The organism is Streptomyces hawaiiensis, assembly GCF_004803895.1.
Classification (GTDB): domain Bacteria; phylum Actinomycetota; class Actinomycetes; order Streptomycetales; family Streptomycetaceae; genus Streptomyces; species Streptomyces hawaiiensis.
Genome location: NZ_CP021978.1, coordinates 641,519 through 657,346 on the forward strand (window position 1 = coordinate 641,519; position 15,828 = coordinate 657,346).

Annotated in this window: 14 protein-coding genes; 4 read left to right on the forward strand and 10 right to left on the reverse strand. The window is 71.9% G+C overall.

Features of this window, described 5'->3' with window-relative positions; all coding sequences use genetic code 11:
* The first annotated feature begins 222 nt into the window (after nt 1-222).
* A complete protein-coding gene (locus CEB94_RS03080; protein ID WP_175430689.1) occupies nt 223-1,626 on the forward strand; it encodes a PP2C family protein-serine/threonine phosphatase in 1,404 nt (467 codons plus the stop codon).
* Nucleotides 1,627-1,631: 5 nt separating this feature from the next.
* On the opposite strand, the gene CEB94_RS03085 is transcribed toward CEB94_RS03080, so the two are convergent.
* Complete coding sequence (locus tag CEB94_RS03085) at nt 1,632-3,125, reverse strand: DNA-binding protein NsdB (RefSeq protein WP_175430690.1); 1,494 nt, start codon at nt 3,123-3,125, stop codon at nt 1,632-1,634.
* Nucleotides 3,126-3,357: 232 nt separating this feature from the next.
* On the opposite strand from CEB94_RS03085, the gene CEB94_RS03090 reads away from it, so the two are divergent.
* Nucleotides 3,358-4,497, forward strand: a complete 1,140-nt coding sequence (locus CEB94_RS03090) for an aminoglycoside phosphotransferase family protein (RefSeq protein ID WP_175430691.1) — start codon at nt 3,358-3,360, stop codon at nt 4,495-4,497.
* Between the two features lie 69 nt (nt 4,498-4,566).
* Here the strand turns inward: CEB94_RS03090 and CEB94_RS03095 are convergent, their stop codons facing one another.
* The 8 genes from CEB94_RS03095 to CEB94_RS03130 form a co-directional block, all read right to left on the reverse strand.
* Complete coding sequence (locus CEB94_RS03095) at nt 4,567-5,064, reverse strand: glycosyltransferase family protein (RefSeq protein ID WP_003987988.1); 498 nt, start codon at nt 5,062-5,064, stop codon at nt 4,567-4,569.
* A gap of 65 nt (nt 5,065-5,129) precedes the next feature.
* Complete coding sequence (locus CEB94_RS03100) at nt 5,130-5,855, reverse strand: CGNR zinc finger domain-containing protein (protein WP_175430692.1); 726 nt, start codon at nt 5,853-5,855, stop codon at nt 5,130-5,132.
* A gap of 40 nt (nt 5,856-5,895) precedes the next feature.
* On the reverse strand, nt 5,896-6,798 hold the full coding sequence (locus tag CEB94_RS03105; protein WP_175430693.1) for a universal stress protein: 903 nt from the start codon (nt 6,796-6,798) through the stop codon (nt 5,896-5,898).
* Nucleotides 6,799-6,958: 160 nt separating this feature from the next.
* Nucleotides 6,959-7,201, reverse strand: a complete 243-nt coding sequence (locus CEB94_RS03110; RefSeq protein ID WP_031141375.1) for a DUF397 domain-containing protein — start codon at nt 7,199-7,201, stop codon at nt 6,959-6,961.
* Nucleotides 7,202-7,283: 82 nt separating this feature from the next.
* Entirely contained in the window at nt 7,284-8,450 is a 1,167-nt protein-coding gene (locus CEB94_RS03115) for a thiolase domain-containing protein (protein WP_175430694.1), read from the reverse strand.
* Nucleotides 8,447-9,511, reverse strand: a complete 1,065-nt coding sequence (locus tag CEB94_RS03120) for a thiolase domain-containing protein (RefSeq protein ID WP_175430695.1) — start codon at nt 9,509-9,511, stop codon at nt 8,447-8,449. The genes CEB94_RS03115 and CEB94_RS03120 overlap by 4 nt, the downstream gene beginning before the upstream one ends.
* Complete coding sequence (locus CEB94_RS03125) at nt 9,508-10,449, reverse strand: Zn-ribbon domain-containing OB-fold protein (RefSeq protein WP_175430696.1); 942 nt, start codon at nt 10,447-10,449, stop codon at nt 9,508-9,510. The genes CEB94_RS03120 and CEB94_RS03125 overlap by 4 nt, the downstream gene beginning before the upstream one ends.
* 118 nt (nt 10,450-10,567) lie before the next feature.
* Nucleotides 10,568-11,368 (reverse strand): crotonase/enoyl-CoA hydratase family protein, encoded by an 801-nt coding sequence (locus CEB94_RS03130; RefSeq protein ID WP_175430697.1) that lies wholly within the window; start codon nt 11,366-11,368, stop codon nt 10,568-10,570.
* A 176-nt stretch (nt 11,369-11,544) separates the two neighbouring features.
* Between CEB94_RS03130 and CEB94_RS03135 the strand changes: the two genes are divergently transcribed.
* Both CEB94_RS03135 and CEB94_RS03140 read left to right on the forward strand, forming a co-directional pair.
* A complete protein-coding gene (locus CEB94_RS03135; RefSeq protein WP_175430698.1) occupies nt 11,545-13,164 on the forward strand; it encodes an acyl-CoA synthetase in 1,620 nt (539 codons plus the stop codon).
* A 113-nt stretch (nt 13,165-13,277) separates the two neighbouring features.
* The gene (locus CEB94_RS03140) at nt 13,278-15,095 is read left to right on the forward strand and encodes an alkaline phosphatase family protein (RefSeq protein WP_175430699.1); all 1,818 of its coding nucleotides are present in this window, start codon (nt 13,278-13,280) and stop codon (nt 15,093-15,095) included.
* Here the strand turns inward: CEB94_RS03140 and CEB94_RS03145 are convergent.
* Nucleotides 15,067-15,780: an alpha/beta fold hydrolase gene (locus tag CEB94_RS03145; RefSeq protein ID WP_175430700.1), complete on the reverse strand. Its 714-nt coding sequence runs from the start codon at nt 15,778-15,780 to the stop codon at nt 15,067-15,069. The genes CEB94_RS03140 and CEB94_RS03145 overlap by 29 nt on opposite strands.
* Nucleotides 15,781-15,828 lie beyond the last annotated feature (48 nt).

Genomic DNA, 15,828 nt, shown 5'->3' on the forward strand with positions numbered 1-15,828 from the left:
TTCCCCATGGGGTGTCAAATAGCCTGTGTAATCTACGACTTGAGCCCACGGGGAAGGTGTTCCGTACCTACCCCGGAGTAGCCCGGTGAGACTGCGGCATATGCCAGAGGCACCACCGTATCGGGTGTCGCCGAATCCCTTACAGGGCGTCGCGGGCTGTGCAACAGTCGTAACGGTCCTTCCGTCCGCCTTGGTCGTACCGTCCCCGCATCGGAGTGCGTCATGCCGTCCCACCTCTCCGCGGACCGCCCAGCCGCCCAGCCGCCCGGACGCGGCTCGGTCGACGCGCTCATATCGCAGACGCGGCGGCTCAAGGGCGACGTGGACGCGGTGCGCCGCGACTGTGAGGAAGAGGGATCGGACGACCCGCGCGAACGCTGGCAGCGCGCCCTGTACGACCTGGCTCTGCACCAGCTCAACGACCTCGACGAGCACCTGGCCCAGCTGCGGGACGGCCCCCTGCCCACGGCGGCGGCCCCCGAACCCTCCGTCCCCCCGCAGAGCTCCTTGCTCAGCCGCGTCGGCAGCGCCGAGTGGAACCTGCTGACGGACGAGGCGAGTTGGTCCGGGGAGCTCTACCGGATCCTGGGCCGCGACCCGGCCGCTCCCCCACTCACCCTCGACGAGCTGCCGTCACTGGTCGTGGACGAGGACCGGCCGAAGCTGACGACGATGGTCACCAACTGCCTCGTCGACGCCCGGCCCATCGACGGCGAGTTCCGCATCGCCCGCCGGGGCGGCGACGTACGGACCGTGCACATGATGGGCGAACCGGTGCTCGACACTGACGGCAGCACCGCCTCGATGTGGGCCGTGCTGCGCGACGTCAGCGAACTGCGCCGCAGCCAGCGGGTGGTGAGCGAGACCCGTGACTCGCTCCACGACCGGCAGGAGGCCGCGCGGAACGAGCACCGGCTCGCGGTCGAGCTGCAGGAGGCCGTGCTGCCGCCGTGGCGCGGCTCCCTGCGGCTCCCGCACCGGGGCCCCAGGATTCTCGACCTCGCCTCCCACCATCTGCCGGCGTCCACCCACACACTCATCGGTGGCGACTGGTACGACACGCTCGAACTGACCGACGGCGAAACACTCCTCAGCGTCGGCGATCTCACCGGCCAGGGAGTCGGCGTCACATCGAGCATGACCATGCTGCTCGGCGCCGTACGCGGCATGGCCATGGCCGGCGCCCAGCCAGGGCAGTTGATGGCCTGGCTGAACCAGTTACTCGACGCCACCGTGCAGCCCGCCCTGGGCAGCGCCGTCTGCTGTCGCTACCGTCCCGCGACCCGCACCCTGGTGTGGGCACAGGCCGGACACCCCGCCCCGATGCTGTTCCGCGACGGGACGGGGCGTGTACTGAACACACCGGACGGCGTCCTGCTCGGCGCCACCTCGGGCGCTGTCTACGGGCAGGCCGAAGAGACGCTCGAGGTGGGCGACCTGCTGCTCCTGCACACCGACGGGCTGGTACCCGGGCACACTGGATCGGCGGCCGCGAACCTCCTCCTCGGCCTGGCACCGCGCCTGACCGGCACCGCGGAGGACTGCGTACGGACCGTCGTCCAGGAACTCGGCGACAGCGAGCGCGAGGACAACGCCTGTGTGCTCGTCGCCAGGGTCATGTCTTAGGGAACTCAGGCCTGTACGTGGTTGCCAGTCCTGCCCTTCGTCTTCGGCAGGGCGAGCTTGATCTCCTCCCGCAACTCCTGGATCTTCGGGTAACCGGAGTACTCGGCCGTGAGCCGGTACATCTGGCGCAGCCGGTCCCAGGTGCGGTGGGAGGAGTTCGATCCCATCGACACCAGGGCCAGTCGCGCGTAGCGGTCCGCCTGTTCGGGGTCGTCCGCGATGAAGCAGGCCGACGCCATCGACAGGTAGTCGAAGATCTTCGACCGCTGCCGGCCGTCGACCCGCAGGGCCAGCGCCTTCTCCGCGTAGTGCTGGGCGTGGGCGGCCGCGCCCGGCTCGAACTCGGCGAGCGTGCGGTAGGCCAGGGCCTGCATGCCGTAGAGGTCCTCCTCCTTGAAGGTCTGCATCCAGTCCGGCGGTGGCACGTCGGCCTTGTCGGAGACGAAGAGGTCCTCCGCCCGCCCGAGCGTGCGGCGCATCGCCTGGCCCTTGCCCATGGAGGCCTGCGCCCAGGCCTCGATGGTGTAGAGCATCGCCCTGGTGCGGGGCAGCACCTCCTCGCCCGAACCGGACGTGGCGAGCTTCATCAGGTCCAGGGCGTCGTCGGGCCGGCCCAGATGCACCATCTGGCGGGCCGCGCGGGACAGTGCCTCGCCCGCGCGGGGCCGGTCCCCGCCCTCTCTGGCCGCGTGCGCGGCGATGACGAAGTACTTCTGGGCCGTGGGCTCCAGGCCGACGTCGTGCGACATCCAGCCCGCGAGGACGGCGAGGTTGGCGGCGACGCCCCACAGGCGCCGCTGGAGGTGGGGTGGGTGACGGTAGGCGAGCATGCCGCCCACCTCGTTGAGCTGGCCCACCACGGCCTTGCGCTGGAGCCCGCCGCCGCGGGCCGCGTCCCAGGCACGGAACACCTCGACCGAGCGCTCCAGTTCCTCGATCTCCTGCGACCCGATGGGGGCGGCCTCGTAGCGGTCGAACCCGGCGGGGTCGGCGTGCAGGGGATGGTCGAGGTCCGGGGCGTCGGCAGCCAGGGAAGGGTCGGTGTGCAGCCAGTCGTACATGGCGCTGCTGAGTGCGGATCCCGCGGCGAGCGCGGCGCCCGCGCCCACCAAGCCGCGTCGGTTGAGCATGAGGTCCATTCCCGTGAATTCGGTGAGGACCGCAGCAGTCCGCTCGGGCGCCCACGGCACACCGTCGGGAGCATCGGCGCTCCCGCCGCCCTGCCGTTTCCCCGCACGCCCGTGCCGGACCAGACCGAGGTCCTCGATGGTCACGACACGGCCGAGACGCTCGGTGAACAGAGCCGCCAGCACCCGCGGCACCGGATCGCGCGGGATCTCTCCCGTGTCGATCCACCGCCGCACCCGGGAGGTGTCGGTCGACAGCTGGGGATGGCCCATGGCCGCCGCCTGCCGGTTGACCAGCCTCGCGAGTTCGCCCTTGGACCAGCCGGCCAGGCCGAACAGGTCCGCGAGCCGGGTGTTGGGTTGTCCGCTCACGTCAAGCCCCCAGGTTCTCGGCTGAGTTGACAGTAGCCCGGGGAGACTTGCCGGGCGACTATTCGCCAGGGTTCGCCAGGGTGCGCCAGATGGTGTGCCACCGGTCATCCGGTGTCAGGTAGGAACGCGCCACCCCGACCCGGTCGCCAGGGACACTCCCCAGGGTCCTCCCGGGTATCCGGGCCGGGTGGTGCGCTGTCGTCGCAGGCACACGAAGGGATCTGTTTCGCCCATGTACACAGCATCGTCCTCCGTGTCCGCACCGCCCCGGTCGCTGCACCCGCGTCCCACGGACAGCGGCCCCTACCTCGCCCCCGCGCGGTCGGCGGCCCCCGTGCTCGGCGCGGGCAGGGCTCGGCGCGGCGCGGTCATCGGCACCCAACCGCTCAGCGGGAGACTCGACTTGTCCGGCCCTCAGGGCGCGCAACTGCGCACGGCGATCGCGTCCGTGCACCGCATCTGCCCGGAGTTCGCCCCGGTGCAGGTGCTGCGCCGCACCGGACGGTCCGTGCTCCTGGTCGGCACGACCGGCCGCAGCACGGCTGTCGCCAAGTGTTTACTGGACCACTCCCCCGCCTGGTCCGAGCGGATCCGCCACGAGATAGCGGCGTACCGCTCGTTCGTCCGGCACCGCCCTCCTGTGCGGGCGCCGAGACTGATCGCGGCGGACCCGGACAACTGCACCCTGGTGATCGAGCGGATGCCGGGCCGGGTGGCGGCGCTCCAGCGGCACCCGGCGGAGGCGCCGCCCCGGGCGGACATCAGAGCGGCACTCGGCGCGATCTGCCGGCTGAACGCCTGGCGGCCGCCGGCGGGCACGTTCGACGCCCCGCTCGACTACGCGGCCCGGATCTCCCGGTACCACGAGCTGGGGCTGCTCACCGACCGTGACCTGGGCGACCTGCAGAAGCTGCTGCGCGGCATCGCGCAGGCGGCCGGGCGGCAGGGCATGGGCCAGTTCTGCCACGGCGACGCACTGCTGTCGAACATTCTCCTGTCACCGGCCGGTCCAGTGCTGGTGGATTGGGAGCATGCCGGCTGGTACCTGCCGGGCTACGACCTGGCGACGCTGTGGTCGGTGCTCGGGGACGCACCGGTCGCCCGCCGTCAGATCAGCCAGATCGCCCAGTCGGCGGGGCCCGCGTCCAGGGACGCCTTCCTGGTGAACCTGATGCTGGTGCTGACCCGTGAGATCCGTACCTACGAAACGGCCGTGCAGCGTTCGATGCACGACGCGACCCCGGCGGCACCGGGCACGGCCCACCCGGGTGCTGCGCCGTCCGGCGAGGAGCAGAGGCTGCTGCTGCGGCGGCTGCACGACGACTGCCAGTTGGCCCGGCGCGCCGTGCGCGCGGCGGTCGGCACTCGCTGACGGGGACGAAAGGGCCGCTGTACGCCGGGGCAGGCGTACAGCGGCCCTTTCGTGTGCCGCCGGTTCGGCTCAGCCCTGCTGGAAGAGTTCCGCGGGCAGGGGCTTGAGGAGGGCGTAGAGGTCGTCCGTGATGGGGCGGTCCCAGGCGGCGATGGTCACCAGGACGTTGTCGCTGCGGTCGAACTGCACGCAGGAGATCCGGCCCTCGGAGAGCTTGACGCGGCGCACGATCAGGAGGTTGTCGCCCTGCATCACCGGTACGTCCTCGGTGCTGACGACGGTGACCTCCTCGTCGTTCTCCAGCGCCAGCAGCAGCTGCGCGACCTCGAAGGGGACCTGGCCCTCGGGGACCTCGCGGGCCGGGGAGCCCTCCGGCAGATTCCCGATGATCATCGCGGGGCCGCGACCGCCGAACAGGTCGTAGCGCAGGAAGACGCCCTGGCAGGTCCCGTCGGGCGCGGGCAGCAGCCCCGCACCGAGGTTGCCGGGCCAGTCGCCCGGGTCCATGGCCAGTACGTCGAAGTCGGGCCCGGCGGGCGTGGCGCTGCGGCGGCGGAGGAACGACATGTCGCCCATGGTACGTGCCCGGGCCTGCGAAGTGCGGGGCGGGCGGCGGACCGGGGGCCGGGTCGTCACCCGGTACCGCGAGCGGTGCGAGGCCGCTCGGGCGGGTACCGGTCGGCCCGGGCCGGCGCCTTGTGCCGCTGGTGGTGGCGGGCCACCCGTGCTCGGTTGCCACAGGAGGGTTTGCACCACTCCTGGCGCGGGTGCTCCTTGAGGAAGTACCGCACGCAGCGCGGGGCGTGGCAGGCCCGCAGCCGGTCGCGGTCGGGGCTTGTGAGGAACGCGATCACGGCGTGCGCGAGGGCCGCCGTCAGGTCGTCGCCGGCGCCGACGGGCTTCTGACGGACGACCGGGGTGGCGCCTTCGGGCCAGGCCAGGACCGGCACGGTGGGGGTGCGGGCGGCCGTCTCGTTCAGGTGCCGCACCGCTTCCGGCAGGGGCATGAGGCGGGCCGCGTCCGCGGGGCTCGGCTCGCCCGGGCGCACGGCCCGGGCGAAGAGCGCACGGACGGCGGCCCGCAGCTCGCGGACGGCGGTGAGGTGCGCGGCGTCGGCGGTGAACCCGGCAGCGCCGCCGTCGGCCGGCTGCGGTGCCGTGCCCACGGGGAGGCCCTCGCGGTGAACGTCGGCTCGGTCGGGAGCGGTGTCCGGCAAGACCTCGGGGTGTGCCCGGACCCACGCGGTGAGGCCTGTCGGGTCGGCCAGGTCGTCGGTGACGCCGCCGTTGCCGTCGTGGCGGATGGTGAGGGCCAGGTCCAGGGCGAGCCGGGCGTCCCTGTTGATCGGTTCCCGCATGCGGCTAATGATAGGCCCGGCCGTACCCATTACGTCGAGGTCAGTCCGCCGGGGGCGACGGTGGCACCACGGCGACGGGGCTCGCGGCGTGCAGCAGCACGGCATGGGTGACCGAGCCCATCATGCGGACGGGTGAGAGCAGACGCCGCCGGTGGCGCCCCACCACAACGAGGTCGGCGTCCCGGGAGGCCGCGACGAGGTACCCGGCCGCGTCGCCCGCCTCCGGGGTCAGCTGGACCGGGACGTCCGGGTGCCGCTCGCGGTACGGGGCGAGGAAGCCGTCGGCGAGGACCCGGGTCTCGTCCTCGATGACGTCCTGGTCGACGATCGGCGGGGGCATCTCCCCGGGCATCATCCAGGGCTGCGCGGGCCACGGGTAGGCGGCGACCGCCTGGAGCCGGGCACCGCGCCGGGCAGCCTCGGCGAAGGCGAACTGGAGTGTGGCCTCGTCGGGGCCGTCCACCTTCAGGCCGACGACCACACGCGAGCCGGGACCGCCCGGCGCCTCGCCGTGGACCTCGCGTCCGGGCCGGGGCACCACGACGACGGGGCACTCGGCGTCGCGGGCGGCGGCCATGCTGTTCGAGCCGAGCAGCAGACTGGCGAAGCCGCCGCGGCCCCGGGAGCCGAGCACCAGCAGCTGGGCGGTGGCACCCAGTTCGGGCAGGACCGCGCCGGCCGCGCCCTCCAGGCCGACGTACTCCGTGTCCGGCTGGCCGGCGCGGCCCTCCAGGTGGCTGCGGACCTGGTCGAGAACGGGGTCGTCCTGCGGGTCCCCGGACCCGGCGGCGAGGACGTCGGGCTGTGCCCAGTGGGCGTACTGGCGTACGTGCGCCACGCGCAGGGGTACCGCGCGCCGGCGAGCGGCGTCGGCAGCCCACTCCAGGGCCCGCAGGCTGTCGTGCGAACCGTCGACCGCCGCGACGACAGGCAGGGTGCTCATGGGTTCCTCACCTCCGGGATCCGACCGTCCCCTCCCTGGGGCCAGCCTGACTCAGGCGGTGGCTCCGGGAAGATGCCTCCGGTCGCGTGTCCGGAAATGCGGGTGGAACACCCCCGGATCGGCCGTGGGATCCCGGCCGTCCGGGACGTTTCGCCCGTCCTCAGGTGAGGTCGAACTCTCCTTCCCGCGCTCCCGACACGAACGCGCCCCACTCGGCGGGCGTGAAGATCAGCGAAGGGCTCTCCGGCCGGGCACTGTTCCGCATGGCGATGAAGCCCTCGACGAAGGCGATCTGGACATCCCCCCGCCCTTGGCTGCTGGACTGCCACTGTGCGTTGGTGAGGTCCAGCTCCGGCTTGTCCCAGCCTGTGAGCGGGCGCTGCTGGGTGGTGGTCTCGGCCACGTCCGTGCTCCTCCCGGTTCGTCGTCCGCGGCCAGCCTAGCGATCGTGTCCCACGGCCAACAGTGCACGTGAGGGGGACCTTTCAGGAGTCCGGGGGCCGGTCGCCCACGAGCCACATGGAGAAGAACTGCGATCCGCCGCCGTAGGCGTGGCCGAGCACCCTGCGAGCCCCGTCCACCTGGTGTTCCCCGGCCTGCCCGCGCACCTGGAGCGCCGCTTCCGCGAAGCGGATCATGCCGGAGGCGCCGATGGGGTTGGCGGACAGCACGCCGCCCGACATGTTGACGGGCAGGTCCCCGTCCAGTTCGGTCACGCCCGCCTCGGTGAGTTTCCAGCCCTCGCCGTCGCCGGCGAAGCCGAGGTTCTCCAGCCACATGGGCTCGTACCAGGAGAACGGCACGTAGATCTCGGCGCCGTCGATCTCGCGGCGGGGGTCGGTGATCCCGGCCTGCCGGTAGACGTCGGCGGCGCAGTCCTGCCCGGCCTTCGGGGAGACGAAGTCCTTGCCGGCGAAGAGGGTCGGTTCGCTGCGCATCGCGCCGCCGAGCATCCAGGCGGGCGGCCGTGGCGCCCGAGCCGCCCCCACGCGGTCGGTGAGGATCATGGCGCAGGCGCCGTCGGAGGAGGGGCAGGTCTCCGAGTAGCGGATCGGGTCCCACAGCATGGGCGAGGCCATGACCTTGTCGAGGGTGATGTCGTGCTCGTGCAGATGGGCGTAAGGGTTCTTGAGCGCGTTGCGGCGGTCCTTGTGTGCGACGAGGGCGCCGATCGTCTCGGGCGCGCCACTGCGGCGCATGTACGCGCGGATGTGCGGCGCGAAGAACCCGCCGGCCCCGGCCAGCAGGGGCTGCTGGAAGGGGATGGGCAGGGACAGGCCCCACATGGCGTTCGACTCGGACTGTTTCTCGAAGGCGAGGGTGAGGACCGTGCCGTGGACGCGGGCCGCGACGAGGTTCGCCGCGACGAGCGCGGTGGAGCCGCCGACGGAGCCGGCGGTGTGCACGCGGAGCATGGGTTTGCCGACGGCGCCGAGGGCGTCGGCGAGGTAGAGCTCCGGCATCATGACGCCCTCGAAGAAGTCGGGCGCCTTGCCGATCACGACGGCGTCGATGTCGGCCCAGGTCAACTCGGCGTCCTGGAGCGCTCGCCGGGCCGCTTCCCGGGTCAGTCCCGCGAGGGACACGTCCCGGCGTGCCGCGACGTGCTTGGTCTGGCCGATGCCGACGACGGCCACGGGCTCCTTGCTCATCGGGCTTCCCCTTCGAGTACGGCGACCAGGTTCTGCTGGAGGCAGGGGCCGGACGTGGCGTGGGCGAGGGCACGGTCGGACTGGCCGCGGTGGACGCGGGCGGCGGCCTCTCCGATGCGGATGAGCCCGGCGGCCATGATCGGGTTGGCGGCGAGGGCCCCACCGGAGGGGTTCACGTCCACGTCGTCGCCCAGCCGGAGGGCCTTGCGCAGAACGATCTCCTGCGCGGAGAAGGGCGCGTGCAGCTCGGCGGTGTCGACGGGCCGCTCGAAGGCTCCGGCCCGCTCGGCGGCCAGCCGGGTGGACGGCGAGTCGGTCAGGTCGCGCACGCCGAGGCCGTGTGCCTCGATGCGGTGGTCGATGCCGCGAATCCAGGCGGGGCGTGCGCACAGTGCACGGGCCCGGTCCCCCGCTGCGAGGATCACGGCGGCGGCCCCGTCGCCGATGGGCGGGCAGTCGCCGGTGCGCAGGGGGTGTACGAGGTGGTCGCCCTGCGGCACGGGTCCTCGCAGTTGTGCGTGCGGGTTGGCGGTGGCCGCTGCCCGGTTGCGTGAGGCGACGGCCGCGAGGGCGGGCTCGTCGGTGTCGCCGGCGTCGATGAGGGCCTGCGCCTGGAGGGCGGCGAGGGCCACGGAGTCGGGCCACAGGGGTGCCACGTAGTAGGGGTCGAGCTGGCGGGTCAGGACGTCACGGACCGAGCCGGGCGAGGACTTGCCGTACGCGTAGACCAGGGCGGTGTCGGCGTCGCCGGTGAGGAGTTTGGTCCACGCCTCGTACAGGGCCCAGGCGCCGTCCATCTCGACGTGCGACTCGGAGATCGGGGGCCAGGCGCCGACGCCGTCGAGGGCGAGGGTGAAGGAGAAGGCGCGGCCGGCGAGGTAGTCGCTGGAGCCGGAGCAGGTGAAGTCGATGTCGGCGGTCTTCAGGCCGGTCCGGTCCAGGACCTCGTGCAGCACCGGCATCAGCATCTCCACCTCGGAGAGCTCGTCGCTGGCGCGCCGGTGGTCGGTCTGGGCGAAGGCGACGACGGCGATCTCGCGGCCGCGCGGTGCGCTCGTCACAGCAGCTCCTTGTAGGTGTCGTAGTACGCGTCGGGTTCGCCGGTGGGCCGGTAGTGGTCGGGGTAGCGGGCGCCCTCGGTCCACACGGGTTCGACGCGCAGGCCCATGCGGACCTCGTCGTACGGGATGCCGCCGATCCGGCCGTGCAGCGCGAGGTCGGCGCCGTCGAGGGCGATGTGGGCGTAGACGTACGGCACCTCGATGTCGAGGTTCTTCGCTTTGATGTTGACGATGCAGAACGTGGTGACTGTGCCGCGGGGACCCACCTCGACCTGCTCGGATGTGGCGACGCCACATGTGGGGCACGCCCCCCTCGGGGGGACGTAGACCTTGCGGCAGGACGGGCAGCGTTCGCCGACGGTCCGCCGGCCGGAGAGGGCGTTGATGTAGGCGGTCTGGGCGCGGCCGGGCGAGTAGGTGTAGTCGAGGCGGGCGGCGGCGACGATGCCGGTGACGGGGTCCTCGAACTCGCCCGGGTGTCCTGTCGGTACGGCTCGGTTGCCGTCGTAGGGCTCGAAGCAGGCGATGTCCGTGATGGCGCCGGTGCGTTCTGCGGCCCAGCGGATGCGGACGGGCATTCCGGTGTGCACGGCGGCGGGGCCGGGAGCGTCGAGGGCGTGGAGGAGGGCGGTGTCGGCTCCGTCGAGGCGGACCAGGACCCAGGCGAAGGGTGTGGTGAGGGGCTGGCCGCGGCGTGGGGCCGGGTTCCAGGCCCAAGTGGTGACCGTGCCGGTGGGGGCGACCTCGACCAGCTCGCGGAGTTCCTCGGCGGTGACGGGGTCGTACTCGACGGGCGGGACGAGGGTGCGGCCGTCTCCGGTGCGTACGCCGAGCACGACACGTTCGCGCAGGCCGGTCAGGAACGCGCTCTGGACGGGGCCCAGGGAGCGGGTGAAGGGAAATTCGACGACAAGCGGCGCCTTGAGAACTGCGGTCATCGAGGGCCTGCCTCCTTGGAATCGGCGTGCACGGGGCGCGCCCCCTCAGGGGCGCGGGGAACTGCGCGCTCGGCCACCGACGACCCGCAGCTCTGGACCGGCCGAAGCCGGCGCGGCGCTACGCGCGCCTGTAGACGGGCGGTCGCTTCTCCGCGAAGGCGCGGGCGCCCTCCTTGGCGTCGGCGGTGTCGAAGACCGGCCAGCCGCGGGTGAGTTCGGCGGCGAGGCCGTCGGACTCGGTCATCTCGGCGGTCTCGTAGACGGAGGCCTTGACGGCCTCGACGGCCAGCGGGCCGCAGGAGTTGATCCGTTCGGCGATCTCCAGCGCCTTGGTGAGGGCGGTGCCGTCGGGGACGACGTGGCCGACCAGGCCGATGGCGGCGGCCTCGCGGGCGCTGTAGGGGCGGCCGGTGAGGAGCATCTCCAGGGCGTGGGTGCGCGGGATCTGGCGTGGCAGCCGGACCGTGGAGCCGCCGATGGGGAACAGGCCGCGCTTCACCTCGAACAGGCCGAAGGTCGCGGACTCGGCGGCGACGCGGATGTCGGTGCCCTGGAGCATCTCGGTGCCGCCCGCGACGCAGTACCCCTCGACGGCGGCGATCACCGGCTTGCGCGGGCGGTGATGGCGCAGCATCGCCTTCCAGTGCAGGTCGGGGTCGGCCTTGAGCCGGTCGCGGTACTCCTCTCCGGCCATGCCGTTCCCGGCGAGGGCCTTGAGGTCCATTCCGGAGCAGAACGAGCCGCCCGCGCCGGTGAGGACGATCGAGCGCACCGAGTCGTCCGCATCCGCCTCGAGCCAGCCGTCGTGGAGGCCGACGAGCATCGGCAGTGAGAGCGCGTTCCTGGCCTGCGGCCTGTTGAGCGTGAGCACCAGTGTGGCGCCTTCGCGCTGCACGGTGAGGTGTTCCGTCCCACCCATGGCGAACTCCCCTCTCATGGAACGAGAACAGGTTGCAGTAGGGCGGGAAGCACTTCAAGGGTTTTCTGACAGGCAGTCAGATTCTTTCGCGGAGACCCTTCACAGTTGGACCGCCCTTTGCTCTGATGACCGGCGAACCGTCCGATGCCAGGCACGCCCCGGGGTCAGGAGGAGCGGTGGAGTACAACCTTGCCGACCTGTTCGAGTCGGTCGTCGACGTCGTCCCCGGCCGTGAGGCGCTGGTGTACGCCGACCATCCCGGCACGGGCGCGGAGCGCCGCCTGACGTACGCGGAGCTCGACGCGGCGGCCGACCGCGTCGGCCACCACCTGCTCGACAGCGGGATACGCCCCGGGGAGCACCTCGGGCTCCACCTCTACAACGGCGTGGAGTACCTGCAGACGGTGCTGGGCTGCCTGAAGGCTCGGATCGTTCCCGTCAACGTCAACTACCGGTATGTGGAAGAGGAGTTGGTGTACCTCTACCGGGACGCGGATCTGGCCGCGCTGGTCTTCGACGCCGAGTTCACGGACCGGGTGGCGGCGGCGCGGCCCCGGGCCGGGAAGCTGCGGCATCTTATCCGGGTGGGCGCTGCGGCGCCGGGAGCCGCAGAGGTGCCCTGTGTGGAGTTCGCCCAGGTGGAGGCCGCCGGGTCGCCCGAGCGCGGTTTCCCGGCCCGGTCGGCCGATGACCAGTTCATCATCTACACCGGTGGCACGACCGGGATGCCCAAGGGCGTGATGTGGCGGCAGGAGGATCTGTTCTTCGCGGGCCTCGGCGGCGGCGCCCCGACCGGGGAGCCGGTGAAGAAGCCGGAGGAGCTCGCCGAGCGGGTCGCGGCGGGCGGTGCGGGGATCACGTTCTTCCCGACGGCTCCGCTGATGCACGGCACCTCCACCCTCACGGCGTTCATCGGCTTCAACTTCGGGCAGCGGGTACTGATCCACCGCAAGTTCGTGCCCGAGGAGGTGCTGCGGACCGTGGAGAAGGAGAGGGTCAGCAGCATCTCGCTGGTGGGGGATGCGATGCTGCGGCCGCTGATCGACGCGCTGAGCGGTCCGCTGCGGCACATCGACCGCTCGTCGCTGTTCAGCGTGTCGTCGTCCGGCGCGATCTTGTCCGACACGGTGCGCCGGCAGTTCCGGGAGCTGGTGCCGAACGCCATGCTGCTGAACAACTTCGGCTCGTCGGAGTCGGGCTTCAACGGGACGGCGACCGAGGACTCGGGACCGGAGCGGGGCTTTCGGGTGCGGGTCAACGCCCGTACCCAGGTGGTCGACCCGGCCACGTACGCGCCGGTGGCGGTCGGTGAGGTGGGCCGGGTCGCCCAGTGCGGACATGTGCCGCTCGGCTACTACAACGACCCGGCCAAAACCGCGGGGACCTTCTTCGAGAGGGACGGCGAGCGGTGGGTGCTGCTCGGCGACATGGCCACCGTCGACGAGGAGGGCGTGGTCACCGTCCTGGGCCGGGGCTCGCAGTGCATCAACACCGGTGGCGAGAAGGTGTACCCGGAGGAGGTCGAGCAGGCCCTCAAGTCCCACCCGGACGTCTACGACGCGCTGGTGGCCGGGGTGCCGGACCCCCGCTGGGGCCACCATGTGGCGGCGGTGGTGCAACTGCGCGAGGGTGCTGCACGGCCGTCGCTTCAGGACATCCGGACGCACTGCCGTGACCGGCTCGCCGGCTACAAGATCCCGCGCCGGCTGGTGATCACCGAGTCGATCCAGCGGTCGCCGAGCGGCAAGGCGGACTACCGGTGGGCGCGGGAGGTGGCGGTGGCGGCGGACGGGTGATTCTCCGGCCGGACCATTGAACCCAAGGTGACGTGCGGACGTACTGGTGGTGGCAGGCTCGGTCTCCGGGCTCTGTTCGCCATGCCAGCAAGACCGCACGGAAGGACCTCCGGGTGTCGCTCTTCACTCGCTCCCGTCAGCTCTCGGACACGACCGAGGGCGGGGCGGAACCGGATGACGACACCGGTACGGCGGATCCGAAGGGCGGCACCGGCACGGACGCCCCCGAAGGCGCCACCCCGGCGCCGGAGACCCCTTCCGGGCGGCCGCCGACGGCGAAGCCCGGCTGGTTCGGGTGGCGGCGTCGCTACCCCCGTACGGCACAAGGCATCTCCATCGGCACAACGGTGCTGGCCGGTGCCCTCGTGCTGTTCGCGCTGCTCGTGCCGAACCGGATCGAGCGGGTCGAATTCGCGTCGTTCGTCCGCATCCCCGCCGAGGGCGTGCTGCTCGCCGGGTTGCTGCTCGCGCTGCCGTCGAGGCCCCGGCGGGTCATGGCGGTCGTCACGGGCGTGTTCCTGGGCCTGGTCACGGTCCTGAAGTTCGTCGACATGGGCTTCTACCAGATCCTGGCCCGGCCCTTCGACCTGGTCCTGGACTGGATACTGATCGAGAACGGCACGGACTTCCTGAGGGAGACGTTCGGCCGTACCGGCCAGGTGCTGGCCGTGGCCGGCGTGATCGTCCTGTTCGTCGCGGTGCCGGTCCTCACGACCCTCGCCGTGGTGCGGCTGACGCACCTGATGGTCCGCAACCGGCCCGTCGCCGGCCGTACGGTCCTGGTCCTCGGCACGGCGTGGATCACCTGCATGACGCTGGGCGTGCAGATCGGCACCGTTCCGATCGCCACCAAGGGCAACGCGGAGTTCCTGGGCAACCGGGTGGAGCAGGTCCGGGCGGGCCTGAAGGACGCCCGGGTCTTCGAGAAGCAGGCCGCCGTGGACGCCTTCGCGAAGACGCCGCCCGACCAGTTGCTCACGGGGCTGCGCGGCAAGGACGTCCTGTTCACGTTCATCGAGAGCTACGGCCGGGTCGCGATCGACGACCCGGCGATGGCGCCCCGGATCGACGCGGTGCTCAAGGAGGGCACCGGCTCGCTGAAGGCGGCCGGTTTCGAGTCGCGCAGCGGCTGGCTGCAGTCGCCGGTGACGGGAGCGGGCAGCTGGCTCGCCCACTCGACCTTCCTGTCCGGGCTGTGGATCAAGAACCAGCAGCGGTACCGCAATCTGACCACGAGCGATCGCATGACGCTGACGAAGTACTTCGGCAAGACGGGCGCCTGGCGGACCGTCGGCATCGTGCCGGGGGTGCGGCGGGCCTGGCCGGAGGGGAAGTACTTCGGCCTGGACCACATCTACGACTCCGAGCATCTCGGCTACCACGGCCCGTACTTCAGCTGGACGCCCGTGCCCGACCAGTTCAGCATGGAGGCCTTCCAGCGCCTGGAGCACGGCAAGAAGGACCGCGAGCCGATCATGGCGGAGATCATCCTGGCCTCCAGCCACAACCCCTGGTCGCCCATCGCGCGGATGATCGACTGGAACGACCTCGGCGACGGCTCGGTGTTCCACCGGATCAAGAAGGAGGGCACCAACCCCGCGGAGGTCTGGAAGGACCCGGAGAAGGTGCGCACCGAGTACCGGCGGGCCATCGAGTACTCGATCCGCAGCCTGACCGAGTGGGTCGAGCGCTACGGCGACGAGGACACGGTGCTGGTCTTCCTCGGCGACCACCAGCCGGTGCCGACCGTCACCGCCGGGGACACCGGCAAGGACGTGCCGGTGACGATCGTCGCCCACGACAAGAAGGTCCTGGACCGCGTCGCCGACTGGGGCTGGACGGACGGCCTCAAGCCGGCCGAGAACGCGCCCCGGTGGGGCATGGACAAGTTCCGCGACCGCTTCATGGCGGCGTACGGTCCGCGGGGCTGAGGAAGTCCTCCACGGCGGCGAGGAACTCCTTCGGCCGCGTCTCGTGCACGAGATGCCCCGCGTCGACGGTGATGTGCCGCGCGTCGGGAAGCAGTTCGGCGAGCGCGGCGATCTGCTCCTGCGGAATCGGGCTGGCCGGCCCGCCACCGATCAGCAGCGTGGGCATGGTGATCCGCCCCATGTGGTCCCACCACACGGGATTGGGGGCGTTGCGCTGCCGGTCGGTGGCGAGGATCATCGCCCAGTCATACGGCAGATAACCGCCGGGCCGTTCGGCGGGCGGGCGCGGCGGGTCCAGCGGGAAGGGCGCGGGCACGTCCTCCAGGACGAGCCGCCGTACGAGCCCCGGGCTGTGCTGCGCGAGAAGGCAGGCGACGGCGCCGCCGAGCGAGTGGCCCACGATGTCGGCGCGGGCGATGCCGAGCGCCCCGAGCAGGGCGTGGAGGTCGTCGCGCATGGTCTCGTACGCGTATCCGCCGGGCCAGTCGGTACGGCCGTGCCCGCGCAGGTCGGGGGCGTAGACGCGGCGGGGTCCGGCGGCCAGGGCGGGGGCGATCTCCGCCCAGTCGGCGCCGTCGGCCCCGCGGGCGTGCAGCAGCACGAGGGGCTCTGCGTCCCGGGGCCCCCAGACACGGTAGGCCTGGGTGATGCCGTTCGCCCGTACGGTGCGCGGTGGTGTGTCCATGCCGGGCACGGTAGGCGAGGGGCGCGCCCGGGCCGGGGCCGCTCTGCC